Genomic DNA, 24,343 nt, shown 5'->3' on the forward strand with positions numbered 1-24,343 from the left:
GACGGCCTCCACGTCATCTGACAGCCGCCTCGAGCAGGCTGATGGATGACATCGCGGCTGACAGTCGCTGCACCGAAGAACAGCGCCGTCGCTGCGCTCAGCCGAGCTCGAGGGCGGTGATGAGCCAGCGCCCGTCGACGCCGCTCATCCGCAGCGCCAGGGCGCGGACCCGCCCGTCCAGGTGGACGACGGCCGCGATCTCGCACACCCCGTCGGCCGGGTGGCACTCCCGCAGGGCACGCACCCGCGGTGGCTGGGCTCGCTGCGGGCCGCGTCGACGCGCCAGCTGGGCGCGCCGGGCCACCCGCTCCCGGACCTCGGGTGCCATCCACCGGGAGAGCTGGTCGACCGGTCGCGTCCCGGCATAGATCTCCAGCAGGGCGCGGATCATCCGGTCGGCCCAGGCCCGGGCCTCGGGGAGGTCGTCGGTAGCCGTGGCCTGCGGGCCGAAGAAGGTGTCGTAGGCCTCCTGCCGGAAGTCGACCGCCAGCGATCCCTGCACGTAGTCGTCGCGAGCCGGCATCTCCGGCGGTGCTGCCTGCCAGTCCACGCCCTCGGCGGCAGGCTCCGCGGTGCCCACGAGCCGCAGGTGCAGGACCCCGGGGGCACGCTCCGCGCCGGTCATCGTCGTCCCTCCGAGGCCCCGGGCACGACGAGCTCCTGGCCGGGCAGGAGGAGGTCGGGGTCGGGACCGATGGTGGCGAGGTTGGCGGCATACCACCGCGGCCACTCCTCGGCGATGTCGGCCGAGGTGGCCCCCGGGCCCAGCGACCGCGCCGCGAGGTCCCAGAGGGTGTCCCCCCGGCGGACGACGACACTCTCGGGCAGGTCGTCGGCCGGCGCGCCGCTGACCAGGCCGATCTGCCCCGGAGGTCGACTCTCCGACGACGGCGTGCGGGGCGTCCACCCCGGGAGCGGCACGTCCAGCGACTCCGATCCATCACCACGCGCTGATGACGGTCCGTCACCGCTCGCCTGCACGGGGCCGGGGGCCGGGTGCTCGGGCAGGGTGCCCTCGCTCGCGGACAGGGTGGAGGCCGACACCGGCGCGGCGTGCGCCCCAGCTCCCCCCGCCACCCCCGCGCCCAGGGACACGAGCACGGCGGCGGCGACGCGGACGGCCGCCGAGCGGGAGCGCGCCGCCGCCGCGGGGCGGGCGTCGGGGCGCACGTGCCACGCGGCCGCGATCAGGACGGCGGCGACCCACACGAGCAGTGCGGTCGCGAGCGCGAGCAGCGCTCCGAGGAGGTCGGCGGCGAAACCCTCGGCGCCGGCGCCGACCCACGCGTGCGCCGCCTCGCGTCCGACTGCTGCCGCCCCGCCGAGCGCGCCCAGGCTGCCGAGCGCACCCCAGGCGCTCGGGCGCCAGCCGGACTGCCCCGCATCCGCCCTGTGCGCTGTGCTGGTCCTCATGAGTCCCCCTGCCGATGCCTCAGAGGCATCTGATGTGTCTGTTTGAGTTCGTTTGCGTTCGATGACGGCAATCTACGACGAGCCGGTGGGCCCGTCAAGGTGCCTGTGGACGGCAGCCGCGTGCGGGGACGTGCGGCTGGCAGGATGAGAGGTATGCGGTGGGACCAGCTCTTCGAGGACCTCGAGGCCCAGCAGGCCGAGTGGGAGCGCCGCGAGCGGGAGACCGAGGCCGCCGAGCACACCAGGGCCGAGCGCGCCCGGGTGACCCTGGGGGACCGGCTCGCGGCCGATGTGGGGCGTGGGGTGCGGGTGCGTCTGCGGGGTGTCGGCCGGCTCCAGGGCCGGCTCGTCGACGTGGGCCCCGACTGGCTGCTGCTGCACGACCTGCATCAGCCGGACCACCAGGAGCGTCTCGTCGTCCTGGACGCGCTGCTCGCCGTCGAGGGACTGACCGGACGCGTGGACGACCGCCCCCGCCGGCGGAGCCTGCGTCAGGCGCTGCGGGCGATCAGCCGGGACCGCTCTCGCGTGCGGGTCCACGACCAGGAGGGCGAGCACCTGAGCGGGACGATCGACCGGGTCCTGGCCGACCATCTCGACCTGGCCAGGCACGCCGACGACGAGCCGAGACGGGCCGGGGCCGTGCGTGGCGTGGTGGCGCTGCCCTACGACGGCATCGCCATGATCCAGCGGCTCTGAGACGCCGCGGACCTAGACGCTCACGGGCCGTCGCCGAGGTGCAGGGACTCGCGGGTCTGGGCATACATCCGCTGGATGTAGGCCTCGAGCTCATCGGCCTCGACCCGCCACACCCCGCGCCCCCCGAGCTTGACCCCGGGCAGGTCGCCGGACCGGACGAGCGCCTTGACCTGGGAGAGCGAGACGTTGAGGGTGTCCGCCACGTCGGTGAGCGTCAGGAATCTGGGCCCGGCCACGCGGGTCTCCTCTCGTCGTCCTGACCAAGATTTTACGGATTCTTTGGTCTACCGTGACCCGCCTGTGGACAAGATGCAGGCAGGCTGCCTCCGGGACGTTATCGTGCGGAGGGGTTTGACAGGACCGAAGGGGGCCTCGACATGGGATCGACAGGGTCGGCAGGCGACGAGCAGGGACGGACGGTGCGTCGGCTCCAGGCGCCGGGGTGGCGTGACCTGCGCCTCGTGGTGGGGCTGCTGCTCGTCGTGCTCTCGGTGGCCGGCGGCGCCCGCCTCGTCTCGAGCCTCGACGACACCCACCCGGTGTATGCCGCCTCGCGGGACCTCCTGCCCGGCCAGCCGGTGGAGGAGGGCGACCTCGTCGCCGTGCAGGTGCAGCTGGGGGAGGCGACCTCCGGCTACCTCGACGCCGCGGACCCTGTCTCCTCCGGCACCTACCTCCTGCGGGGAGTCTCGGCCGGCGAGCTGGTGCCCGCCGCAGCCGTCGGCACGCAGCGCGAGGCCCTCGACAAGACGGTCAACGTCCCCGTCGACGGCTCCGCGGTGTCCGGCCTGCAGGCCGGGACGGCGGTCGACGTCTGGGTGAGCCGCCGCGACGCCGAGGCGACCGGTGAGGCCTACCTCGACCCTGAGCTGCTCCTGCCCGGTGCTCTCATCGACCACGTCGCCGATCAGCCCGGCGGGCTGGGGGCCTCCCTGGGTCGCTCCTCCGTCGCCCTCGTCGTGCCGGCCGACCGGGTGGGTGACGTCATCGGCGCCGTCGACCAGGACGCCCGGCTGACCCTGGTGCCCGCACCACGCACCCAGGCGGAGCCGGGCGGGTGAGCCGGCCGCTCGTCACCGCCGTGGCCCCTCGCTGGGAGAGCCAGGTCGCGGCCCTGCTGGGCGGGTCGGTGCAGGCGCGTCTCGTGCGCCGGTGCGCCGACCTGCCAGAGCTGCTCGGCGTCACCCGGGCCGGCCTCGCCGAGGTGGCCCTCGTCTCCCACGACCTGCGCGGCATGGACCGCGAGTCGGTGCAGGCGTTGGGTGCCGCGGGTGCCCAGGTCGTCGGGCTGCACCCGCGCGAGGACGACGACGCCGCCCGGACGCTGCGGCGCTGGGGCATCGAGGCGCTGCTGGAGCTGGACAGCACGACCGACCAGCTCGACGCCGTCCTCCTCGCCCTGCGGGAGCGACCGGGGGGTGAGCACGGCGATCTGGACGACGGTGGCGACCGCGGGGTGAGCGGGTCCACGGATCCGCACGGGGTCGAGGGCGACGTCTCCCGACAGCGCTCGGCCGGGCGGACTCCGCTGCTCCTCGACGACGCCCCCCAGGGCCAGGCAGCGCCCGACGGTGACGCGGCACCGGACGAGACCGACGACGAGGCGGGGGGCGACGAGCCGTCCGAGGAGGGCCAGGTCGTCGTCGTGTGGGGCCCGCACGGCAGCACCGGGCGCACCACGATCGCCGTCAACCTCGCCAGCGAGCTGGCCTCACCGACCCAGCGCGTCATCCTCATCGACGCCGACACCTACGGGGCGACCGTCGCCCAGGCGCTGGCCGTGCTCGACGAGTCTCCCGGGGTGGCGGCCGCGGCCCGCGCCGCCGACCAGGGCACCCTCGATCCCGAGGCGCTGCTGCACCTGGCCCCCCAGGTACGTCCCGGGTTGCTCGTCCTCACCGGCCTGCCCCGCGCCGACCGGTGGACCGAGCTGCGCGAGACCGCCCTGGCCGACGTCATCCAGCACGCGCGGGCCGTGGCGCGCTGGGTGGTCATCGACGTCGCCCCCACCGTGGAGCAGGACGAGGAGCTCTCCTTCGACACCAGCGCGCCCCGGCGCAACGGTGCCACCCTGTGCGCGCTCGAGGAGGCCGACCGCGTCCTCGTCGTGGGCTCGGGCGACCCCGTCGGCCTCCAGCGGCTCGTCCGGTCCTTGGACGCCCTCCCCGGCCTCACCGCGGCACGGGCGGACGTCGTGGTCACCCGCGTGCGCCCCGGCCCGGTGGGCCCTGAGCCGGGGCGTCGCATCAGCGAGACCCTGCGGCGTTTCGCGGGCACCGACCAGGTCCACCTCGTGCCGGAGGACCGCGACGCGCTCGACGCCGCGCTGCTGCACGGGCATACCCTCTCCGAGACCCGGCCCTCCAGCCCGGCCCGCGAGTCGATCCGGACGCTCGCCCACCTCGTCACCGGTCAGCGTGGACCGGCCGACCCGGCCCGTCGTCGCCGGTGGTGGCTGCGCCGGGGGGCCTCCTGACACCCGGCTCCCGCCGTGCCCCGACCACCGCCAAGGAGGCCGGATCTGACACCATGGCCGTGCGGCCGCAGCACGCGGCCGACCAGGCGGACCGATGACCAGGAGGTCGGCGATGACGACCGTGCGCTGCTACGTGCCGGTGGACGCTGCCCAGCTCGTGTCGCTGCGCGACGACCGCACGATCACCGGGCCGCTGCCCGCGACCACGGTGACCGAGGCGCTGCGTGCCGAGGAGCCGGGAGCCGACACCGACGAGCTGGAGTATGCCGCCGCGCAGGTGGCGGCCGTCCGGCTCGCCGCGTCCGGGGCGCCGGTGCTGCTGGCCGCGGTCGACGTCGATGCCGAGCGCATCACGACGGCTCCCGACGCGGGAGCCTGGATCGAGGTGTCGTCGGTGGGCCTGCCCAGGGTCGCCGCCCTGCACCTCGGTGACGACGTCGTCACCGGCGACCGCGCGCAGGTCACGGACGCGCTGGACCAGGGCGTCGAGCTGTCGTGGTTCGACACCACCGAGCTCGAGCACGTGCTGGAGCTGACCGAGCGCCTGGAGCGCACCGAGACCACCGGCTGACCCGCCGGTCCCACCAGAGGAGATCACGCCATGGATGGCATCGTCGACGTCCCCAGCCCGCTGAACGAGCCCGTGCTCGACTACGCCTCAGGCAGCGTGGAGCGCGGAGCTCTCGAGGTGGCGCTCGCCGAGATGGCGGCGAGCCCCACCGACCTGCCGCACCTCATCGGCGGTCAGCGGGTGACCGGTGGGGGTGCCGCGATCGACGTCGTCCAGCCGCACGCCCACGCCGAGGTCCTGGGCACGATGCGGGACGGCACCAAGAAGGACGCGCGCGCCGCGGTCGACGCCGCCCTCGAGGCCGCCTCGGCCTGGCGGGCGATGTCCTTCGAGGAGCGCGCCTCGATCTTCCTCAAGGCCGCCGACCTGCTGGCCGGCCCGTGGCGCGCCCGGATGAACGCCGCGACCATGCTCGGCCAAAGCAAGACGGCCGTGCAGGCCGAGATCGACTCGGCCTGCGAGCTGGCCGACTTCTGGCGCTTCAACGTCCACTACGCCCGACAGCTGCTCACCGAGCAGCCGATCCGCAACACCCCGGGCACCTGGAACCGTATCGACCAGCGCCCGCTGGAGGGCTTCGTCTACGCCGTCACCCCCTTCAACTTCACCGCCATCGGTGGCAACCTGCCCACGGCCCCGGCGCTCATGGGCAATGTCGTGGTGTGGAAGCCGGCCCCCACCCAGCAGCGGGCCGCCAGCCTCACCATGGAGCTGCTCATGGAGGCGGGCCTGCCCGACGGCGTCATCAACATGGTGACCGGCACGGGCCCGGCGATCTCCGAGGTCGTCCTGGAGAGCCGGGACCTCGCCGGGGTGCACTTCACCGGCTCGACGGCCATCTTTAACATGCTCTGGCACGGGGTGGGCTCCAACCTCTCCACCTACCGCTCCTACCCGCGGATCGTGGGGGAGACCGGCGGCAAGGACTTCGTCGTGGCCCACCCGAGCGCCGATCTCGACGTGCTCCGCACCGCGCTCGTGCGTGGTGCCTTCGAGTTCCAGGGGCAGAAGTGCTCGGCCGCCTCCCGCGCCCACGTCCCCGCCTCGCTGTGGAAGACCCTGCGCGATGACCTGGCGCAGACCACCGAGGGTCTCTCGGTCGGTGACGTGCGTGACTTCGGCAACTTCATGGGCGCGGTCATCGACGCCAAGGCCTTCGCCAAGCACAAGGGCGTCATCGACCGGGCCCGGGCCGACTCCGGGGTCGAGATCGTCGCCGGCGGCACGTATGACGACTCGGTCGGCTGGTTCGTCCGCCCGACGGTCGCGGTGGTCGAGGACCCCACGCACGAGATGGTCACCACGGAGTACTTCGGGCCCATCCTCACCGTGCACGTCTACCCGGACCGGCAGTGGTCCTCCATGCTCGACCAGATGGAGTCGGTGGCGCCCTACGCCCTCACCGGCGCCGTCATCTCCCAGGACCGCGCCGCCGTCGGCCAGGCCGCCGAGCGGCTGCGCTTCGCGGCGGGCAACTTCTACATCAACGACAAGCCGACCGGGGCGGTCGTCGGGCAGCAGCCCTTCGGTGGCGCCCGGGCCTCGGGGACCAACGACAAGGCGGGCTCCGCGGCCAACCTGCAGCGGTGGGTCAACACGAGGGTGATCAAGGAGACGTTCGTCCCCCCCAAGGACTACCGCTACCCGCACATGGGCTGAGGTCGCCCACGCGCGGGATCAGTGCTCGGCGAGCCACTCCCGGGCGACGACCTCTTCGAGCTGGACGATCTCGTGCACCTGCTCGGCGACCATGGCCTCGATGCGACGACCCAGCAGCGGCACGCGCGCCTCGAGGTCTCCGTCCACGACGTGGTCGGTGACCCCGGCCTCGGCGCCGCGGCGCAGGTGGACCCCGCCGGTGAAGGAGATCGGCAGCCCGGGGAGCTCCAGGCTCATCGCGCCCTCCCGCTCGCCGTCGGCGTCGGGTGAGCCCCACCGCACCGTCTCGACCACGAGCAGCTGCGGGCCGACGACGCTCTTGGCGATGTCGGGTATGCCGTCGCTCGGCAGGTGCCGCTGCGTGGTCACCGTCGTCGTGCCGTCCGGGTCGGACTCGACCTGGACGGTCTGGTCCAGGGCGCCCGAGCGCTCGCAGCGCCGGACCTGGTAGGCGTGGTCGGTCAGCATCTCGAAGGTGCGCTGGGGGTCCGCCGGGTGCTGGACCGTCTCGGTGATCCTCATGGGCTCACCGTACGTCCTGCCCGGGATGCGCCGGCAGCGCCTCGCGCAGCCGCCGTCCCAGGGAGTGCAGGCGGCGCAGCACGACGCCCTTGTCGGCCCGGCTCAGGGCGCCGCTCCTGGTCCGGTCGGCGACCCGGTCCAACAGGTCGCCGAGGTCGGTCATGATGCTCGCGGTGTCGCCGGCCCAGCGCGCAGGGTGGGTCTCGAGCGACCGGGCGAGGGACCGCAGCCGTCCCGCGGCCGCGCGGCACCCGGCGTGGTCGGGCAGCCGGTCAGGTGCGCCGATCGCGCCGACGACGACCGGCTGGGGGCGCGGCTCGGCGCGGCCGTCAGCAGCATCGGCCAGCACGTGGGCGATGCCGTCGAGCAGCGCCTCCACCAGGCCGCTGGCCTCCGACCACCCCAGGTCGGGTGCCAGACCGGCCACCTCCTGAGCCGCGCGCACCAGGGCCACGGCGCCGGTGTCCTCGCCGGTCCGCAGCCCGGCTTCGGTGGGCCCGGAGGGCCGGATGCTCCCGGTCATGCTGCCCAGCCTAGGCCCGCCCGAGGTCGCGTGCAGGCGTTGTCCCCAGGCGAGTAGGCTGACCGCGGGTGCACGCCGTGGTGCGCCATACGCCATGCGATCCAAGGAGTGCACGCGCCCGATGACGTCGACTGACACCCTCAACGACCGGTTCTTCCACCGCCTGGCTCCCGCCGAGCTGGCGGGCCGCGAGGAGGAGCAGCGGGCGGCGATGGCGGCCTCCATGTCCGAGCTGTCGGCCGGACGCGAGGGGGGACGCGCCGCGATCCGGATCCTCAACCCCACCCTCGAGGCCGGGGGGTGGACGATCCGCCAGACCGTGGTCCAGGTGGTCACCGACGACATGCCCTTCCTCGTCGACTCGGTGCTGGGCGAGGTCGCCCGGCACCGCCTGGGCGTCCACCAGCTCCTGCACCCCCAGCTCGTCGTCGAGGAGGCCACCGGTGACGTCGTGGACGTCGACCCGCAGGACGCCGTCGAGGGCCAGCGGGTCGAGTCCTGGATCTACGTCGAGGTCGACCGGGTCCCCGACGAGGAGGATCGCGAGGAGCTCCGTCGCGGCCTGGAGCGGGTGCTCGCGGACGTCCGACGGGCCTGGCAGGACTGGGGGACCATGCGTCAGCGGGCCCGGGCGATCGTCGCCCAGCTCGAGATCGGCCCGCCGCGGTCGGTCGACCCTGCCGAGGTGAGCTCGACGGTCGACTTCCTGTCCTGGATCGACGACCACCACTTCACCTACCTCGGCTACCGCAGCTACGACCTCGTGGACACCGGCGACGAGCTGGCGCTGCAGGCCGTCCCGGGGAGCGGGCTCGGCATCCTGCGGGAGGGCCCGGAGGCTGCGGCACCGACCGTCCTGCGCCCCGAGGCCGCCCGCACCGCCCGTGACCCGCAGCTGCTCACCGTGACCAAGGCCAACACCCGCGCCACCGTGCACCGGGCGGTACCGCTGGACTACATCGGGATCCGTCGTTTCGACGACCGGGGCACCGTCATCGGGGAGCACCGCTTCCTCGGGCTGTTCACGCAGAGCGCCTACGCCGAGTCGACGCAGCGGCTGCCGATCGTCGGGGCCAAGGTCAAGCAGGTGCTCGCCGAGTCCGGGTTCGCCCCGGACAGCCACTCCGGCAAGGACCTCATCAGCGTCCTGGAGGCCTACCCGCGCGACGAGCTGTTCCAGGCGCCGGTCGAGCACCTGGCGGCCACGGCCGGCGACGTCGTCCGGCTCCTGGAGCGGCCGGCGGCCAAGGCCTACGTCCGCCCCGATGAGTTCGGCCGCTTCGTCAGCGCGCTCGTCTACCTCCCGCGCGACCGCTACAACACGGCCAACCGGCTCCGGGTCCAGAAGCTCCTGGAGGAGACCTACGGCGGTGAGCTGGCCGACTACGCCACCCGCGTGGGCGACGGTCCGCTGGCGCAGCTGCACTTCGTCATCACGGTGCCCCGGGGTGTCGACCTGCCCCAGGTCGACGAGCAGGAGTTCCAGCAGCGCCTGGCCTCGGTCACCCGGACGTGGGTGGAGGGTCTGTCCGACGCCGTCGCGGCCCACGTCGAGGACGAAGGGGTCACCGGGGACCTCGTGGCGCGGTATGCCGACGCCTTCCCCGAGGCCTACAAGGAGGACTTCGACGGCGAGGCGGCCTACCTCGACCTGCAACGTCTCGGAGAGCTCCACGGCAGCGACGCCTCGGCCCGGCCGCACGTCTACCGCGCCGAGGGGGAGGCTGCGACCGAGCGGCGGCTCAAGGTCTACCGCTCCGAGGAGATGTCGCTCACCCACGTCCTCCCGGTCTTCGCCGACCTGGGCCTGGAGGTCACCGTCCAGCGGCCCTACGAGCTGGACGGCAGCGACGACGACGGCTCCTCGGACTACATCTACGACTTCGGTCTGCGGGCGGGCTCGGAGTCGGTGTGGACCGGTGGGGAGCACCGCACGGAGGAGGAGGTCGCCGCCGCCTTCGAGGACGCCTTCACGGCCGTCTGGGGCGGTGCCGCGGAGTCCGACACCCTGAACTCCCTCGTGCTCACGGCCGGGTTGGACTGGCGCCGGGTCGTCATCCTGCGCACGCTCGTGCGCTACCTGCGCCAGGTCGGCACCTTCAGCCTCGACTACCTCGAGGAGGCGCTGGTCGGCAACCCCGCCATCGCGCGGCTGCTCATCGAGCTGTTCGAGGCGCGCTTCGACCCCGACGCCGAGGGGGCGGACCGCGAGACCCGCACCCGCGAGGTCGGCGAGGAGATCGCCCGCGCGCTCGACGAGGTCGCGAGCCTCGACCAGGACCGCATCCTGCGCGGGCTCGCCGCGGTCGTCCAGGCCGCGTTGCGGACCAACTTCTACCAGCACGGCGAGGACGGCGAGCCCAAGGCCTGGGTGAGCCTCAAGCTGCTGCCCCGTGAGCTCGACCTGCTTCCGGAGCCGCGTCCCGCCTTCGAGATCTGGGTCTACGCACCCCGGGTCGAGGGCAGCCACCTGCGGTTCGGCCCGGTGGCCCGGGGCGGGTTGCGCTGGAGCGACCGGCGCGAGGACTTCCGCACCGAGGTGCTCGGCCTGGTCAAGGCGCAGATGGTCAAGAACGCCGTCATCGTGCCGACCGGGTCCAAGGGTGCCTTCTTCCCCAAGAACCTGCCCGACGCCGCCGCAGACCGCGAGGCGTGGCTCGAGGAGGGCAAGGCGGCATACCGCACCTTCATCAGCGGGATGCTCGACGTCACCGACAACCGGGTCGGCACCGACATCCAGCCCCCCACCAGGGTCGTGCGGCACGACGGCGACGACCCCTACCTCGTCGTGGCGGCGGACAAGGGCACGGCGACCTTCTCCGACATCGCCAACGGGGTGGCCCGCGACTACGGCTTCTGGCTCGACGACGCATTCGCCTCCGGTGGCTCGGCCGGCTACGACCACAAGGGTATGGGGATCACCGCCCGGGGTGCGTGGGAGTCGGTCAAGCGCCACTTCCGCGAGCTCGGGCTGGACACCCAGAGCGAGGAGTTCACCGTCGTCGGCGTCGGTGACATGAGCGGTGACGTCTTCGGCAACGGCATGCTCCTGTCCGAGCACATCCGCCTCGTCGCGGCCTTCGACCACCGGCACATCTTCCTCGACCCCGACCCGGACGCCGCGGCCTCCTACGCCGAGCGTGCGCGCCTCTTCGAGCTTCCCCGCTCCAGCTGGGCGGACTACGACACCTCGCTCATCAGCGAGGGCGGTGGCGTCTACCCCCGCACGCAGAAGGCCATCCCGGTCAGCGCCCAGGTGCGCGAGCGGCTGGGGCTGCAGGAGGGGGTGACCTCGCTGACGCCGCACGAGCTGCTGCGCGGCATCCTGCAGGCCCCGGCGGACCTGCTGTGGAACGGCGGCATCGGCACCTACGTCAAGGCCTCCACGGAGACCGACGCGCAGATCGGGGACCGCGCCAACGACCCCATCCGGGTCGACGGCTTGGACCTGCGCGCGCGGGTCGTCGGCGAGGGCGGCAACCTGGGGCTCTCGCAGCGGGGCCGGATCGAGGCGGCCACCCACGGGGTGCACGTCAACACCGATGCGATCGACAACTCCGCCGGGGTCGACACCTCCGACCACGAGGTCAACATCAAGATCGCGCTGACCCCCCTGGTGCAGGGGGAGGAGCTGTCCCTGGAGGAGCGCGACGAGCTGCTCGCCTCGATGACCGAGGAGGTCGGCCGCAAGGTCCTGCGGCACAACTACGACCAGAACGTCCTCATCGGCAACGGGCGTCACCAGCGCGAGGTCATGGCCACCGTGCACCAGCGCCTCATCCGCCACCTCGGCGAGCACGCCGGGCTGGACCCCGAGCTGGAGTTCCTGCCCGACGAGGCCGAGTGGGCCCGACGCGAGCGGGCCGGCACCGGCCTGACCAGCCCCGAGTTCTCGGTGCTGGTGGCCTACGCCAAGCTGGGGCTCAAGACCGAGCTCATCGAGACCGAGCTCGCGGACGACCCGGCCCTGGTCGACACACTCATGCACTACTTCCCGGAGCCGCTGCGGGCCAGGGCTGAGGCACAGATCCTCGACCACCCGCTGCGCCGCCAGATCGTCGTCAACGAGATCGCCAACGCCATGGTCAACCGTGGCGGCGTGTCCTTCTCCTTCCGTGCCCAGGAGGAGACCGGTGCGACGGTCGCCCAGATCGCCCGCGCCTTCCACGTCGTGCGCTCGGTCTTCGCGCTCGGCGACTTCACCGCCGCGGTCGAGGCGCTGGACAACGAGGTGCCGACCGATGTGCAGACCGAGCTCTACCTCGAGGTGCGCCGCCTGCTCGACCGGGCCACCCGGTGGTTCCTCAACAACCGCTCGCTGTCCACGGGCATGGACGAGGAGATCCGCCGCTTCGCCGAGCCGGTGCAGGCGCTCCTTCCCCAGCTCGAGGTGCTGCTCCAGGGGCAGGAGCGGGAGCGGTGGTCGGCGCGGGCCCAGTGGGCGCGGGACAACGGCATCCCCGAGGAGCTGGCGCAGGCCTACGCCTCGCTGCTCGACAGCTACTCGCTGCTGGACGTCGCCGAGCTGGCCGGCGAGATCGACCGTGACGTCGAGGAGGTCGCCGAGATCTACTTCGGCGTCTCGGAGGCCTTCCGGATCGACGACCTGCTCACCCACGTCTCCCACCTGCCCCGCGAGGACCGCTGGTCCTCGCTGGCCCGGGGCGCCCTGCGCGACGACCTCTACGGCGTCATGCGCGGGCTCACGCGCACCGTGGTGGAGCGGACCGACACCGAGGGCTCGGAGGACTCGCTGGAGCGGGTGCGGGACTGGATGTCGGAGAACCGTGAGGCGCTGGTGCGCACCAGCCAGGTGCTCCGCACGGTCAGCGGCATGAGCCAGCCTGATCTCGCCCCGCTGTCGGTCGCCCTGCGGACCCTGCGCGGGCTGGTCCGCCAGGGCTCGGCCGACTGAGCTTTGCGACAATCGCCTCGTGGCCATTCTGCGGGAGACCCTGTCGCGCTCGTCGATGTCGGGAGCCGACGTCGACTGGCTCCACCGTCTGGTGGGCGACTGGCAGATGCTGGCCGACCTGGCCTTCGCCGACCTCACGCTGTGGCTGCCGGTCCAACGCGACGACGACGCCGACCCGCACGTGTCGCCGTGGTTCCTCGCGGCCCACGCGCGCCCCTCGACCGGACCGAACTTCTACCACGACGACGTCATCGGGGAGACCCCCGGACCCGACCGTGAGCGCTTCCTCGCGCAGGTCATGGACACCGGTCGGCCGCTCACGCCCGACGAGGTCGGCTACGTGCGCGAGCAGTACGTCCCGGTGGTGCGCACCGGCCGACCGATCGCGGTGCTGGTGCGGCATACCGACCTGCAGAACATGCGCCAGCAGGGAGGGCTGGAGGTCAACTACCTCCAGATCAGCCAGCAGCTCTTCTCGATGATCGCCGAGGGAGCCTTCCCCATGGACCACGTCGCGACCGGCGTCGGTCGCGGCACCCCCCGGGTCGGCGACGGCGTCCTGCGGCTGACCGCGGAAGGCCTCATCGACTACGCGAGCCCCAACGCCGTGTCCGCGCTGCGCCGGTTGGGGCATACCGACCACGTCAACGGGGCCGACCTCGCCCAGATCGTCTCGACCCGCCTGACCCCCGGCGCCACCGTCGATGAGACCGTCCCGCTGGTGCTCACGGGTCGGGCGCCCTGGGGGACCGAGATCGAGACCGCGACGATTAACCTCACCCTGCGCTCGGTCCCTCTCACGCACAGCGGTCGCCGGGTGGGTGCGCTGCTGCTCATGCGTGACGTCAGCGAGATCCGCCGGCGCGAGCGCGAGCTGCTCAGCAAGGAGGCGACGATCCGGGAGATCCATCACCGGGTCAAGAACAACCTCCAGACCGTGGCCGCGCTCCTGCGGCTGCAGTCCCGCAGGCTCGATGACCCGAAGGCGCAGGAGGCCCTCGCCGAGGCAGGTCGCCGCCTGGCGACGGTCGCGCTCGTGCACGACACGCTCAGCCAGGCCTTCACCGAACGCGTCGACTTCGACGACGTCGCCACCCGCATCCTGCGCGCCACCGTCGAGGTCGCCTCCACCCAGACGGTGGTGGGCGCCGAGCTGGAAGGGTCCTTCGGTCTGCTCCCCCCGGACGACGCGACCCACCTGGCCATGGTCCTGGCCGAGCTCGTGCACAACGCCGTCGAGCACGGCTTCGAGGAGGGGGAGCGCCACGGAGGTGCGTCGCGGGTGGTCGTGACCGCGCAGCGCGCGCACGACGAGGCCGGGACGGACGTCCTGGAGGTCTCGGTCGCGGACAACGGCAGCGGGTATGCCCCGGATACCTCCACCCGCCAGGGTCTGGGCACGCAGATCGTCGAGGCGCTGATCACCGACCTGCGCGGTCAGATCCGCTGGGAGACGGCGAAGCCGCACGGGACCGTCGTGCGGTTCACCGTGCGGCTTCGTGGCTCCGCCACCGGCTGAGGGTCACGGCCTCCTCCGGTGACGGAGGGAATCGGGTGCGGTCGGCCTCAGCTCGCCCGGCGAGCGCGAGCCTTGCGCCGCTTGAGGGCGCGTCGCTCGTCCTCGGACAGGCCCCCCCAGACGCCGGCGTCCTGGCCGGTCTCGAGGGCCCACTTGAGGCAGGTGTCGATCACCGGGCAGGTGCGGCAGACGGCCTTGGCCTCCTCGATCTGCTGCAGCGCCGGGCCGGTGTTGCCGATCGGGAAGAAGAGCTCGGGGTCTTCCTCGAGGCACGCCGCGCGGTTGCGCCAGTCCATCAGTGTCTGCTCCTTGGTCTGCGCCCCTCCTGGGGCGTCATCTTGTCCTCGCCCACGACCGGAATCCAGAGATGTACGGCGGGCGACGACACCTCGTTGTTCCGTCTTTGCGGGCGGTGCCAGGTCAGGGTCGGGCGCCGCCGTCACTGCTTGTGCCAACGCCAGGCCCAAGGACAGTGTTCCCAATCCTCGCATCGCGACACGCCGTAGCACAAGAGTCACACGCCTCCGATGCTCCCCTGACGGGTGAGTGATCAGTCACACTCGCGCGGCGGCGTCCGGACCGGATGCCGGGGTGAGCGCCCGCCGCCGGGCCCACCGTGCATAGGGTGGATGGTCTGCTTCCCACCGTCGCGAGGAGATTTCGTGAGCACCCCCCGTCCGTCCCTGGCCATTGTCGGCGCCCGAGTCGTCCCTGTCGAGGGCGAGGTGATCGAGGAGGGCACCGTGCTCGTGCGCGAGGGCGTGATCAGCGCCGTCGGGCCGCGTGCGGAGGTCGAGGTCCCGGAGGACGTCGAGGTCGTCGACGCCGCCGGGCGCTGGGTGCTGCCCGGTCTCATCGACGCCCACGTGCACCTCGGTGTGTGGGAGGAGGGTGAGGGGTGGGCCGGCATCGACGGCAACGAGAGCACCGACCCGGTCATGGCCGCCGCTCGGGCCATCGACGCCATCAACCCCCGCGAGCAGGGCTTCGACGACGCCATCACCGCCGGGGTCACCACCGTCAACGTCAACCCCGGATCGGCCAACCCCATCGGCGGCCAGGCCGTCGCGCTCAAAACCTACGGTCGCTACGTCGATGAGATGGTGCTGCGCAACCCCTCCGGCGTCAAGGCCGCGCTGGGGGAGAACCCCAAGCGCGTCTACGGCGAGCAGAAGAAGACGCCGTCGACCCGCCTCGGCGTCGCCCTGGTCCTGCGCAAGGCCTTCTCCGCGGCCCGGTCCTACCAGGCGCGGAAGGCCGCCTCGGACTCGCCGGTGGACACCGATCTCGTGAGCGAGGCGCTGCTGCTGGTGCTCGAGCGCGAGATCCCGTGGCGCCAGCACTGCCACCGCGCCGACGACATCGCCACCGCGATCCGGCTGGCCGAGGAGTTCGGCTACCGGCTCGTCCTCGACCACGGCACGGAGGCCTACCTCGTCGCCGACCTCGTGGCGCAGCACGACGTGCCGGTGCTCTACGGGCCGATGATCGTCAGCCGCTCCAAGGTGGAGGTCCGTCACCGCACCCCGAAGGCTCCGGGCATCCTCGACCGGGCGGGCGTGGAGGTGTCGATCATCACCGACCACCCCGTCGTGCCGATCGACTACCTCATCACCCAGGTGGCGCTCGCGGTGCGCGAGGGGATGGAGCGGGACGCCGCGCTGCGCGCCGTGACCATCAACCCGGCCCGGGTCCTGGGTGTCGAGGACCGCGTCGGATCGCTCGTCGCGGGCAAGGATGCCGACCTCGCGCTGTGGTCCGGTGACCCGTTGGACCTGCAGTCCCGGGTGCTGCGGACCTGGATCGACGGCGTGGAGGTCTACGCCTACGACGAGGAGGCCGGCTCGGGCCAGGTCCTGCCCCGCTGAGGACACTGCAGGCGAACCCCGCACCACCTCGCGCAGGGTGCTGTGTCAGGACATCGGTGGCAGCTCTGCATGAGGACTGTCACCGATGTCCTGACACCTCACCAGACCTTGCGACAACACTCCAGATCGTTCGAACATATGTTTGATTTGCGGGTGGATTCGCGGTATCCTGGAGGGACCAGGTCGATCGGGGGATCGGCCATCGAGGTCACCACGGGGGTGAGGGCAGGTGCGACGCGACAGCCAGGGGTATGCCGGGCCTTCCGGGAGCGGGTCCGAGCCCGCGGCGGACAGCGACACTGCGGGTGCGACGGACATTTCGGGCGTGCACGGAGCAGCGGGTGCGACGGGCACGGCGGGCACGGCGGGCGCGACGAGTTCAACTGCTGCGGATCCTGGGCCGGTGGCTGCGGCGTTGGCGCTGTTGCGGTCGGCGATCGCCTCCGGTGTCCTGGGCGGGCTGGATGACCAGGGCCGGCTCGAGGTGCTGCATGATCTGGAGTTGCTGACGCGGGCGGCGGCGCTCTCGGTCCGGGTGCAGGTCGACTTCCGGACCAGTCAGATCGCCCGACAGGTCCAGGACGGGGTAGCACCGTCACGGGCCGGGGCAGCAGTGGCCGGTGACCTGGCGCTGGCGCGGATGAGCACGCCCACGATGTCCTCACGGGAGTTGACCAGTGCCCGCGCCCTCACCGGTGAGATGCCGCACACGCTGGCCGCGTTGCAGGACGGGGTGATCAGCGGGTTCCAAGCAGAGCTTGTCACGATGTTTGTGTAAGTGATGTGGGTCACATTGGGTTTACAGGTAGGCGTTTACGCGGTCGGGGTAGACGAGGGCGAGCTCGCCAAGGGCGGCTTTCCAACCGGTGACGGCGGCGCCTTCGATCAGGCGGGGCACCGACTTTCGGTCTTTGCCCTTGCTGGCCTGCTTGGCTCGTTCTCGGGCTCGTTTGTCCTCGATGTTCATGATTGCCAGCCAGAGCAGCTTGATCACGGCCTCGTCGCTGGGGAAGTGGCCGCGGTTCTTGATGATCTTGCGCAGCTGGTAGTTCAGGCTCTCGATGCTGTTGGTCGTGTAGATGACCTTGCGCAGCGCGGGCCCGAACGCCAGGAAGGGGATGAACCGGTCCCAGGCGTTCTCCCAGGTGGCGACCGCAGCGGGGTACTTCTTGCCCAGGTTGGAGTCGGCGAAGGCGGCCAGCGCCATGAGCGCTGCGTCCTCGTCAGCGGCGGTGTAGATCGGGCGCAGCATCGCGGCGACGGCCTTGCGGTCGGCGTAGGAGACGAACCGCATCGAGGCCCGGATCAGGTGCACCACGCAGGTCTGCACCATCGCGTGCGGCCAGGTCGCCTCGATCGCCTCGGCCAGGCCGGTCAGCCCGTCGCAGCAGACGATGAGCACGTCCTTGACGCCGCGGTTGGCCAGCTGGGCGCACACGCCGGCCCAGAACTTGGCGCCCTCGGTGGCCTGGACCCAAATGCCCAGGACGTGCTTGACGCCGTCCATGTCGACGCCGACGGCCACGTGCGCCGAGCGGTTGGTCACGTGCGACCCGTCGCGGACCTTGACCACCAGGGCGTCGAGGTAGATCACCGGGTAGAACGCCTCCAGCGGGCGGGACTGCCAGGCCTTGACCTCCTCGAGCACGGCGTCGGTGACGTTGCTGATCGTCTCGTGGCTCAGCTCGGTGCCCAGCGTCGCGCCCAGATGATGCTGGATGTCGCGAACGGTCATCCCGCCGGCGTACAGGGAGATGATCATGTCCTCCAGCCCGCCGAGGCGGCGGGCGCCCTTGGGCACCAGCGCCGAGGAGAACGTGGAGTTGCGGTCCCTCGGCTGGTCCAGGGCGATGTCACCGACCTCGGTGCCCACCGTCTTGGGGGTCGTGCCGTTGCGGGAGTTCCCCGAACCTCGGCCGGCCGCGTCGCCCTTGGCGTACCCGAGGTGGTCGGTCAGCTCGGCTCCCATGCCGCGCTCCAGGACGGTCTTGATCATCTCGGGCAGGAAGCCACCGGCCCCGGTCAAGGACACCCCGCGCTCACCGGTCGCCGCGAGCAACTTGTCGACCAGCTCGTCGTCGAAGAACTCCTCACGCAGCCGCGCAGCCGCGGCCCGATGCTCCACCTCGACCTGGTCCAGATCCTCGGCCCTCATCTCGTCGTGCGTCATGCTCACAGTCAATCTCCTTCTCGGTCGGAGACCCGGCACTTACACAGACCATCTGACACCCCCTCCAAGCACGCGTGATCACCGAGACCACGACCTGCCTGACACCGCAAGACCGGGCCGAGGTCGATGAGCGCCTCGCACCCCACCTGGCCCGCTCAACCACCCCCGAGATCAGCGCCGCCGCACGCGGGCTGGTCTACGAGATCGACCCCGCCGGGTTCGTCCGACGATCACGCGCAGCCGCCGCCGACCGGGGCTTGTCCCTACGACCCGCACCCGATGTCATGGCCCTGCTCACCGCCCGCCTCCCCGCAGCCCAGGCCGTCGCCTGCCACCAAGCCCTGCACGAGGACGCCCTCACCCGCCGCACCAGCGGCGACCCCCGCACCCTGCAACAACTCATGGCCGACGAGCTCTACGACCGCCTCACCGGCCGCAGCGTCGTCGACGGCATCGACATCGAGATCGGCCTCGTGATGACCGACACCGCCCTGCTCGCCGGAACCTCCGACCCCGCCGACCTCCTCGGCTACGGACCCATCCCCAGCGAAAACGCCCGCGACCTCCTCCGCCCACCCCACGAGGCACCCGAGGGTGGGATGTCCCTCCCGGTGGGGCGCGACCAGAGCCCAGTCGAGCCAACCAGCGACGATACGGGCCAGACCGAGCCCTGCCCCGACGGCATCCGGTGCACCACCTTCGAGTGCACCCTGACCCACGGCATCGCGCCACGCACTCGCTCAGCCAGCCCCACCCACACCACGCCCACCACCAACGCACCCACCGACACCGGCGGCTCCACGACAACGCAGACCTCTGACGCACCATGCACCGCCGACCCTGCGTCGCGGACCGCCCGGGTCGCCCCGCCGGGTACGCCACCCACCGACGCCGGCGGCGGCTTGGCGACAGCGGCCAGGGTGTGGGTGCGCCGCCTCTACACCGACCCCGCCGGCGTCCTCACCGCACGCGACCCCCGCAGACGCCTCTTCACCGGTCAACTCAGAGCAGCACTCATCGCCAGAGACCGCACCTGCCGCACCCCCTGGTGCGGAGCCCCCATCAGAACCATCGACCACCGACGCCGCCACGCCGACGGCGGCCCAACCACACCCGACAACGGCCAAGGACTCTGCACCCGCTGCAACCTCGACCGCGAACGACCACGCCACCTGAACCCCCCACCCCACACCTTCCGACCACCCCACCACTCCTGCCACGATTCCTCCGCTGACGGGCGAGCTGTCGGCGCGAGGCGGCACTCCCAACCCGTGGAGCGCCGAACGGACCGTGGGGCCTCTGCGTCAGTGGCCGGGCGTGACGAGATCCGGCCGGCGTTCGGCCCGCACGCAGTCGGGACACAGGCCGTGCTCGGGCAACCGGTCGTAGAGGCAGCACCCGCGTCGCATGAAGGCCTCGTCCTGGGTCTCCATCGCACCGCCGGTGCCGGCGGGAAGATCCGCCCTCACGCGCACCGTGCCCCCCGTGGCGAGGTCGGGCTCGGCGAGCAGGGCCCGGGCGAGCGCCCAGGCCGTCGGTCCGGCCGAGGGCACCTTGGAGGTGAGGACCCGCGCCGCGCCGACCAGACTGGAGGCCGTGTTGGACCGCAACACCTGCGCCGAGACGCGGCCGACCGCCACGCAGGCGTCGTCGAGCTGGGCCAGAGCGTCCTGCACGACCACCCCGCTGAGGACGTGAGCAGCCCCGTGCGGGTCGGTCGGGTCGACGGACTGCCCTGCGGTGGGGTCGACCACGCCGAGGGGGACCTTCCCGCGGTGCACCGGGCTCGCGCGCAAGGAGCGGGAGGAGAGGTCGGGCAGCCACCCGTGCAGGACGACACCGGCCAGCGCCACCGACCACACCCGGGAAGCGAGGCCCACCTGCAAGGCCGAGACCGCCACCTTGGCGTTCACCTCGTCCACCTGCTGCCCCGTGGCCTGCGCCAGGGCGCCGCGCACCACCTCGATGCGGGGTCGGAGGGCCTGCGGCTCCAGTGTGTCAGCCCACGGCACCGCGTCGGTGCCGCGCGGCTCGGTCAGCTCGAAGAAACCGCCCAGCTCACGCAGTGACACCCACAGGTCCGGCGGCGGCCCGGCCGCGACCGCACCGCTCATCCGTCGGTGCGGATCTCGGCGCCCTCGCGCTGGCTCAGGACCGCGCGCGCCGCGGCGAACCGGGCGATGGGCACGCGGTAGGGCGAGCACGAGACGTAGCTGAGACCGAGCTCCTCGAAGAGCGCGATCGAGGCGGGGTCACCGCCGTGCTCACCGCATACCCCGAGCTTGAGGTCGGCCTTGGTGCGGCGACCGCCCTCCGCGCCGAGACGCACGAGGCCGCCGACGCCGTCCCGGTCGATCGACTCGAACGGGTTGTGCGGGATCACCTCGTCGGCGATGTAGGCCGACAGGAAGCCGCCCTCCGCGTCGTCGCGCGAGATGCCGATGCCGGTCTGGGTCAGGTCGTTGGTGCCGAAGGAGAAGAAGTCGGCGTGCTCGGCGATCTGGTCGGCCACCACCGCTGCGCGCGGCAGCTCGATCATCGTGCCGACGGTGACGTCGAGCTCGGCGCCAGCGCTCTCCAGCTCCTCGGCGACCGCCTGCTCCACGACCGCCCGCTGCGCCTTGAGCTCGGAGGCGTAGGCCACCAACGGGATCATGATCTCCACGCCTGCGGTCTCGCCCTCCCGCTCGCGCACGGCCAGCGCGGCGCGGATGATCGCCCGGGTCTGCATCTCGGGGATCTCGGGGTAGAGCATGGCCAACCGGCACCCGCGGGTCCCCAGCATGGGGTTCTGCTCGTGCAGGCGCTTGACCTGCCCGAGCAGGGTCTTGGCAGTCGACAGCTCGTCGGCGTCGCCGTCGGTGAGCTCCAGGCGCTGGACCAGCAGCGACTGCTCGACGAGGTCGGGCAGGAACTCGTGCAGCGGCGGGTCCAGGAGGCGGACGGTGACCGGCAGCCCCTTCATGGCGGTGAAGATCGCCTCGAAGTCCTCCTGCTGCATCGGCAGGATGGTCTCGAGCGCTGCGGCGCGGTCCTCCTCGGTCTCGGCGAGGATCATCCGGCGCACCGCGGGGAGCCGGTCTGCGGCCATGAACATGTGCTCGGTGCGGCACAGGCCGATGCCCTCGGCGCCGAGCTCACGCGCCTTGGCGGCGTCCTCGCCGGTGTCGGCGTTGGCCCGTACCCCCAGCCGGCGCACCTCGTCGGCCCAGGTGACGATCGCCTCGAAGTCCTCGTTGATCTGCGGCGGGACGAGCTCGAGCGCCTCGCCGTAGACCTCACCGGTCGACCCGTCCAGGGTGATGAGGTCACCCTCGGCGAAGGTGCGGTCACCGATGGTGAGGGTCCGGTCGGAGGTGTTGATGCGGATGCCGTTGGCGCCGGCCACGCACGGCTTGCCCATGCCGCGCGCGACGACGGCGGCGTGCGAGGTCATCCCTCCATGCGCGGTGAGCACCCCCTGGGCGACGATGACGCCGTGGATGTCGTCGGGGGTCGTCTCGTAGCGGACGAGGACGACAGGGTCGCCGGCGCCGCCGCGGGACGCCGCGGTGTCGGCATCGAAGACGACCTCGCCGACCGCCGCACCGGGGGAGGCCGGAAGGCCCTTGGTCACCGGCGTGCGCCCGTGGTCAGGGTCGATCGCCGGGTGGAGCAGCTGGTCGAGCTGCCCGGGCTCGACCCGCTCGAGCGCCTCCTCCTGGGTGAGGACACCCTCGGCGACCATGTCGCGCGCGACGCGCAGCGCGGCGGCCGCGGTGCGCTTGCCGCTGCGGGTCTGCAGGAGGTAGAGCGTGCCGTCCTCGACGGTGAACTCGATGTCCTGCATGTCCTTGTAGTGCGCCTCGAGGTCGTGCATCGTCTGCACGAGCTGGGAGTAGGCCTCGGGCAGGACCTGCTCCATCTCACCCAGCGGCTTGGGGGTGCGGATGCCGGCGACGACGTCCTCGCCCTGCGCGTTGAGCAGGAACTCGCCGTAGAGCTCCTTCGCCCCGGTCGAGGGGTTGCGGGTGAAGCAGACACCGGTGGCGGAGGTCTCGCCGCGGTTGCCGAAGACCATCTGCATGACGTTGACCGCCGTGCCGAGGTCGTCCGGTATGCCGTTGGCGCGGCGGTAGACCCGCGCCCGTGGGGTGTCCCAGGAGTCGAAGACGGCCGAGATCGCCCCCCGGAGCTGCTCGCGGGGGTCGGTCGGCAGGTCGCGGCCGAGCTCGCGGCGGGAGACGTCCTTGAAGGTGCTCACCAGCTCCTGGAGGTCCTCGGTGGACAGGTCCGTGTCCTGCTCCACCCCGCGGCGGGCCTTGAGTGCCGTGAGCTCGTCCTCGTAGGCGTGCGGGGCGACGCCCTCGACGACCTCGCCATACATCTGGACGAACCGGCGGTAGGAGTCCCAGGCGAAGCGGGGATTGTCCGACTCGGCCCCCAGGGCCTCGACCGTCTCGTCGCCGATGCCGAGGTTGAGGATGGTGTCCATCATCCCGGGCATCGAGACCACGGCGCCGGAGCGGACCGAGAGCAGGAGCGGCTGGGCGCCGCCGAGGGTGCGGCCGGTCCGGTCCTCCAGGCGGGCCAGGGAGGCCAGCACGTCGTCCCACAGCCCGGCGGGCCACTCGCCACCGGCCTTCGTCGTCGCGATGCAGGCGGCGGTGCTCACGGTGAAGCCGTCCGGGACGGGTATGCCGAGGCGCTTCATCTCGGCGAGGTTGGCACCCTTGCCGCCGAGCAGGCTGCGCATCTGCGCGCTGCCCTCGGACATGTCGTAGAGGTAGGTCTCTTCTCGCCCGGCCATCTCTGCGCTCCTCGCGGTGTCGACGGGGCTCCGCTGCCCCGAACCTTCGGTGCCCCGGAGCCTACCGGGCGCGGTCGGTGCCGCCGGACGCAGCCTCGCGACGCCGCTGCACCACCTCGATGACCCGCCCGGCGGCCTCCTCCAGCGCCAGGTCGGTGGTCTCGATCACCGGGCAGCCGAGGCTGCGCTGCAGCTGGGCGACCTCGTCGAGCTCGTCGAAGATCTGGACGAGGTCGGTGTAGCCGTCCCGGTGGTTCTGGGTGCTGCCCATGGCCTTGACCCGGCGCCCTCGGATCTGCTGCAGCCGCTCGGGGTCGATCGTGAGGCCGACGATCTTCCACCGCTGGACCTCGTGCAGCTGCGCCGGAGGGGCGATCCCGGGCACGAGCGGGATGTTGGCGGTGCGGTAGCCGAGGTAGCCGAGGTACATCGACAACGGCGTCTTGCCGGTCCGGCTGACCCCGATGAGGACGATGTCGGCCTCGCGGAGGTGGTTGGACAGGTTGCCGTCGTCGTTGGCGATCGCGAACTCCATCGCGGCCACCCGCTTGAAGTAGTCCTCACCGACCCCGACCGGGCGGACCACGCGCTCGGGGTCCTGGCCGGTGACCGTCGAGAGGGCGGTCACGGCCGGGTCGAGCAGGTCCGCGTGCGGCAGCCCGCGCTCCTCGCAGAGCTGGGTGACCCGCAGGCGCAGCGCCTCGTCGACGACGGTGGAGAAGACGACGGTGCGCACCTGCTCGGGCCGCATCCGGGCGAAGGAGTCGTGCAGGCCGTCCAAGGAGGACTGCCGCGGGTGGCGCAGGATGCGGACGTCGTAGTCGGCGTACTGCGCGGCCGCCGCCCGGGCGACCCGCGCGGCGGTGTCACCGGTGGAGTCGGCGATGATGTGCAGCTCGATCGGTGGGCGCGACATAGTTGCGAGGGTATGCCCTCCGCCGGCTCAGACCGGCTCGTTGCGGTCCCCGGGCGCCTCCTCGGTGGCGATCCCCTCGACATCGGCGGCGAGGGCCTCGGAGGCGCCCGACGGCTCGGTCACCTGCTCCTGGACCGCGGCGGGCACCTCGCCCGCGTGGGCCAGGGGAGCGTCGGCGTCCTGCTCGCTCTCGATCTCCTGCGCCGTGCTGGCAGGGTCCTCAGGGGTGTCGAAGGTGCCACCCACGAAGGTCCCCTCCTGGTCGTCGCCGCTGGGGGTGCTCGTCTGCTCGCTCATGCGTGC

21 protein-coding genes and 1 pseudogene are annotated in these 24,343 nt (G+C 72.1%); 10 read left to right on the forward strand and 12 right to left on the reverse strand.

Features of this window, described 5'->3' with window-relative positions:
* Positions 1-97 precede the first annotated feature (97 nt).
* Together FA582_RS16335 and FA582_RS16615 are read right to left on the reverse strand one after the other, a co-directional pair.
* The gene (locus FA582_RS16335) at positions 98-625 is read right to left on the reverse strand and encodes an Rv3235 family protein (RefSeq protein WP_010148766.1); all 528 of its coding nucleotides are present in this window, start codon (positions 623-625) and stop codon (positions 98-100) included.
* Positions 622-1,413 (reverse strand): LysM peptidoglycan-binding domain-containing protein, encoded by a 792-nt coding sequence (locus FA582_RS16615; protein WP_010148765.1) that lies wholly within the window; start codon positions 1,411-1,413, stop codon positions 622-624. The genes FA582_RS16335 and FA582_RS16615 overlap by 4 nt, the downstream gene beginning before the upstream one ends.
* 153 nt (positions 1,414-1,566) lie before the next feature.
* Here FA582_RS16615 and FA582_RS04715 point away from each other — a divergent pair, with 153 nt between their 5' ends.
* The gene (locus FA582_RS04715) at positions 1,567-2,112 is read left to right on the forward strand and encodes a hypothetical protein (protein WP_010148764.1); all 546 of its coding nucleotides are present in this window, start codon (positions 1,567-1,569) and stop codon (positions 2,110-2,112) included.
* Between the two features lie 20 nt (positions 2,113-2,132).
* Here the strand turns inward: FA582_RS04715 and FA582_RS04720 are convergent, their stop codons facing one another.
* Positions 2,133-2,348 carry a helix-turn-helix domain-containing protein gene (locus FA582_RS04720; protein ID WP_010148763.1) on the reverse strand — a complete coding sequence of 72 codons (216 nt, stop codon included), beginning with the start codon at positions 2,346-2,348 and terminating at the stop codon, positions 2,133-2,135.
* A gap of 183 nt (positions 2,349-2,531) precedes the next feature.
* On the opposite strand from FA582_RS04720, the gene FA582_RS04725 reads away from it, so the two are divergent.
* From FA582_RS04725 to pruA, 4 genes are all read left to right on the forward strand, one after another.
* Positions 2,532-3,173, forward strand: a complete 642-nt coding sequence (locus FA582_RS04725; protein ID WP_141567714.1) for an RcpC/CpaB family pilus assembly protein — start codon at positions 2,532-2,534, stop codon at positions 3,171-3,173.
* Positions 3,170-4,588, forward strand: coding sequence for a CpaE/TadZ family protein (locus FA582_RS04730; RefSeq protein WP_010148761.1), 1,419 nt, complete (start codon positions 3,170-3,172; stop codon positions 4,586-4,588). The genes FA582_RS04725 and FA582_RS04730 overlap by 4 nt, the downstream gene beginning before the upstream one ends.
* A 112-nt stretch (positions 4,589-4,700) precedes the next feature.
* A complete protein-coding gene (locus FA582_RS04735; protein ID WP_010148760.1) occupies positions 4,701-5,159 on the forward strand; it encodes a DUF6912 family protein in 459 nt (152 codons plus the stop codon).
* A 30-nt stretch (positions 5,160-5,189) separates the two neighbouring features.
* On the forward strand, positions 5,190-6,818 hold the full coding sequence (gene pruA, locus FA582_RS04740; protein WP_010148759.1) for an L-glutamate gamma-semialdehyde dehydrogenase: 1,629 nt from the start codon (positions 5,190-5,192) through the stop codon (positions 6,816-6,818).
* Between the two features lie 18 nt (positions 6,819-6,836).
* Here the strand turns inward: pruA and FA582_RS04745 are convergent, their stop codons facing one another.
* Together FA582_RS04745 and FA582_RS04750 are read right to left on the reverse strand one after the other, a co-directional pair.
* Positions 6,837-7,340 carry a DUF2505 domain-containing protein gene (locus tag FA582_RS04745; protein WP_010148758.1) on the reverse strand — a complete coding sequence of 168 codons (504 nt, stop codon included), beginning with the start codon at positions 7,338-7,340 and terminating at the stop codon, positions 6,837-6,839.
* Between the two features lie 4 nt (positions 7,341-7,344).
* Positions 7,345-7,863 carry a hypothetical protein gene (locus FA582_RS04750; RefSeq protein ID WP_010148757.1) on the reverse strand — a complete coding sequence of 173 codons (519 nt, stop codon included), beginning with the start codon at positions 7,861-7,863 and terminating at the stop codon, positions 7,345-7,347.
* Positions 7,864-7,984: 121 nt separating this feature from the next.
* Between FA582_RS04750 and FA582_RS04755 the strand changes: the two genes are divergently transcribed.
* Positions 7,985-12,778: an NAD-glutamate dehydrogenase gene (locus tag FA582_RS04755; RefSeq protein ID WP_010148756.1), complete on the forward strand. Its 4,794-nt coding sequence runs from the start codon at positions 7,985-7,987 to the stop codon at positions 12,776-12,778.
* A 19-nt stretch (positions 12,779-12,797) separates the two neighbouring features.
* Positions 12,798-14,297: a sensor histidine kinase gene (locus FA582_RS04760; protein WP_010148755.1), complete on the forward strand. Its 1,500-nt coding sequence runs from the start codon at positions 12,798-12,800 to the stop codon at positions 14,295-14,297.
* Positions 14,298-14,344: 47 nt separating this feature from the next.
* Here FA582_RS04760 and FA582_RS04765 read toward each other — a convergent pair whose 3' ends face one another.
* Positions 14,345-14,593 (reverse strand): WhiB family transcriptional regulator, encoded by a 249-nt coding sequence (locus tag FA582_RS04765; RefSeq protein ID WP_010148753.1) that lies wholly within the window; start codon positions 14,591-14,593, stop codon positions 14,345-14,347.
* Positions 14,594-14,926: 333 nt separating this feature from the next.
* Between FA582_RS04765 and FA582_RS04770 the strand changes: the two genes are divergently transcribed.
* Positions 14,927-16,165 (forward strand): amidohydrolase, encoded by a 1,239-nt coding sequence (locus FA582_RS04770; RefSeq protein WP_051125218.1) that lies wholly within the window; start codon positions 14,927-14,929, stop codon positions 16,163-16,165.
* A 403-nt stretch (positions 16,166-16,568) separates the two neighbouring features.
* The gene (locus FA582_RS04775; RefSeq protein ID WP_010148751.1) at positions 16,569-16,943 is read left to right on the forward strand and encodes a hypothetical protein; all 375 of its coding nucleotides are present in this window, start codon (positions 16,569-16,571) and stop codon (positions 16,941-16,943) included.
* A 21-nt stretch (positions 16,944-16,964) separates the two neighbouring features.
* Here FA582_RS04775 and FA582_RS04780 read toward each other — a convergent pair whose 3' ends face one another.
* Together FA582_RS04780 and FA582_RS17010 are read right to left on the reverse strand one after the other, a co-directional pair.
* Positions 16,965-18,335 (reverse strand): IS256 family transposase, encoded by a 1,371-nt coding sequence (locus FA582_RS04780; protein ID WP_420853147.1) that lies wholly within the window; start codon positions 18,333-18,335, stop codon positions 16,965-16,967.
* Positions 18,336-18,598: 263 nt separating this feature from the next.
* Complete coding sequence (locus tag FA582_RS17010) at positions 18,599-18,916, reverse strand: hypothetical protein (protein WP_010146114.1); 318 nt, start codon at positions 18,914-18,916, stop codon at positions 18,599-18,601.
* A gap of 18 nt (positions 18,917-18,934) precedes the next feature.
* On the opposite strand from FA582_RS17010, the pseudogene FA582_RS17015 reads away from it, so the two are divergent.
* Positions 18,935-19,477: pseudogene (locus FA582_RS17015) on the forward strand (HNH endonuclease signature motif containing protein); the annotation flags it as partial.
* 162 nt (positions 19,478-19,639) lie between these two features.
* On the opposite strand, the gene FA582_RS04790 reads toward FA582_RS17015, so the two are convergent.
* The 4 genes from FA582_RS04790 to FA582_RS17020 all read right to left on the reverse strand — a co-directional run bounded on the left by FA582_RS04790 (position 19,640) and on the right by FA582_RS17020 (position 24,337).
* Positions 19,640-20,449, reverse strand: coding sequence for a (2Fe-2S)-binding protein (locus FA582_RS04790; RefSeq protein ID WP_051125069.1), 810 nt, complete (start codon positions 20,447-20,449; stop codon positions 19,640-19,642).
* Positions 20,446-23,124, reverse strand: coding sequence for a pyruvate, phosphate dikinase (gene ppdK / locus FA582_RS04795; RefSeq protein ID WP_010146116.1), 2,679 nt, complete (start codon positions 23,122-23,124; stop codon positions 20,446-20,448). Before ppdK ends, FA582_RS04790 begins: the two co-directional genes overlap by 4 nt.
* A 61-nt stretch (positions 23,125-23,185) precedes the next feature.
* On the reverse strand, positions 23,186-24,040 hold the full coding sequence (locus FA582_RS04800) for a pyruvate, water dikinase regulatory protein (RefSeq protein ID WP_010146118.1): 855 nt from the start codon (positions 24,038-24,040) through the stop codon (positions 23,186-23,188).
* Between the two features lie 27 nt (positions 24,041-24,067).
* Entirely contained in the window at positions 24,068-24,337 is a 270-nt protein-coding gene (locus FA582_RS17020; protein WP_010146119.1) for a hypothetical protein, read from the reverse strand.
* Positions 24,338-24,343 lie beyond the last annotated feature (6 nt).

Origin of the sequence: Serinicoccus profundi (assembly GCF_008001015.1) — a bacterium.
In the GTDB taxonomy this organism is placed as follows: domain Bacteria; phylum Actinomycetota; class Actinomycetes; order Actinomycetales; family Dermatophilaceae; genus Ornithinicoccus; species Ornithinicoccus profundi.

Excerpts from the sequence above, each read along its gene's own strand:
- FA582_RS16335 (WP_010148766.1), bottom strand. The coding sequence starts at position 625 with ATGACCGGCGCGGAGCGTGCCCCCGGGGTCCTGCACCTGCGGCTCGTG.
- FA582_RS16615 (WP_010148765.1), bottom strand. The coding sequence starts at position 1,413 with ATGAGGACCAGCACAGCGCACAGGGCGGATGCGGGGCAGTCCGGCTGG.
- FA582_RS04715 (WP_010148764.1), top strand. The coding sequence starts at position 1,567 with ATGCGGTGGGACCAGCTCTTCGAGGACCTCGAGGCCCAGCAGGCCGAG.
- FA582_RS04735 (WP_010148760.1), top strand. The coding sequence starts at position 4,701 with ATGACGACCGTGCGCTGCTACGTGCCGGTGGACGCTGCCCAGCTCGTG.
- pruA (WP_010148759.1), top strand. The coding sequence starts at position 5,190 with ATGGATGGCATCGTCGACGTCCCCAGCCCGCTGAACGAGCCCGTGCTC.
- FA582_RS04745 (WP_010148758.1), bottom strand. The coding sequence starts at position 7,340 with ATGAGGATCACCGAGACGGTCCAGCACCCGGCGGACCCCCAGCGCACC.
- FA582_RS04750 (WP_010148757.1), bottom strand. The coding sequence starts at position 7,863 with ATGACCGGGAGCATCCGGCCCTCCGGGCCCACCGAAGCCGGGCTGCGG.
- FA582_RS04755 (WP_010148756.1), top strand. The coding sequence starts at position 7,985 with ATGACGTCGACTGACACCCTCAACGACCGGTTCTTCCACCGCCTGGCT.
- FA582_RS04765 (WP_010148753.1), bottom strand. The coding sequence starts at position 14,593 with ATGGACTGGCGCAACCGCGCGGCGTGCCTCGAGGAAGACCCCGAGCTC.
- FA582_RS04770 (WP_051125218.1), top strand. The coding sequence starts at position 14,927 with ATGGTCTGCTTCCCACCGTCGCGAGGAGATTTCGTGAGCACCCCCCGT.
- FA582_RS04780 (WP_420853147.1), bottom strand. The coding sequence starts at position 18,335 with ATGACGCACGACGAGATGAGGGCCGAGGATCTGGACCAGGTCGAGGTG.
- FA582_RS04790 (WP_051125069.1), bottom strand. The coding sequence starts at position 20,449 with ATGAGCGGTGCGGTCGCGGCCGGGCCGCCGCCGGACCTGTGGGTGTCA.
- ppdK (WP_010146116.1), bottom strand. The coding sequence starts at position 23,124 with ATGGCCGGGCGAGAAGAGACCTACCTCTACGACATGTCCGAGGGCAGC.
- FA582_RS04800 (WP_010146118.1), bottom strand. The coding sequence starts at position 24,040 with ATGTCGCGCCCACCGATCGAGCTGCACATCATCGCCGACTCCACCGGT.
- FA582_RS17020 (WP_010146119.1), bottom strand. The coding sequence starts at position 24,337 with ATGAGCGAGCAGACGAGCACCCCCAGCGGCGACGACCAGGAGGGGACC.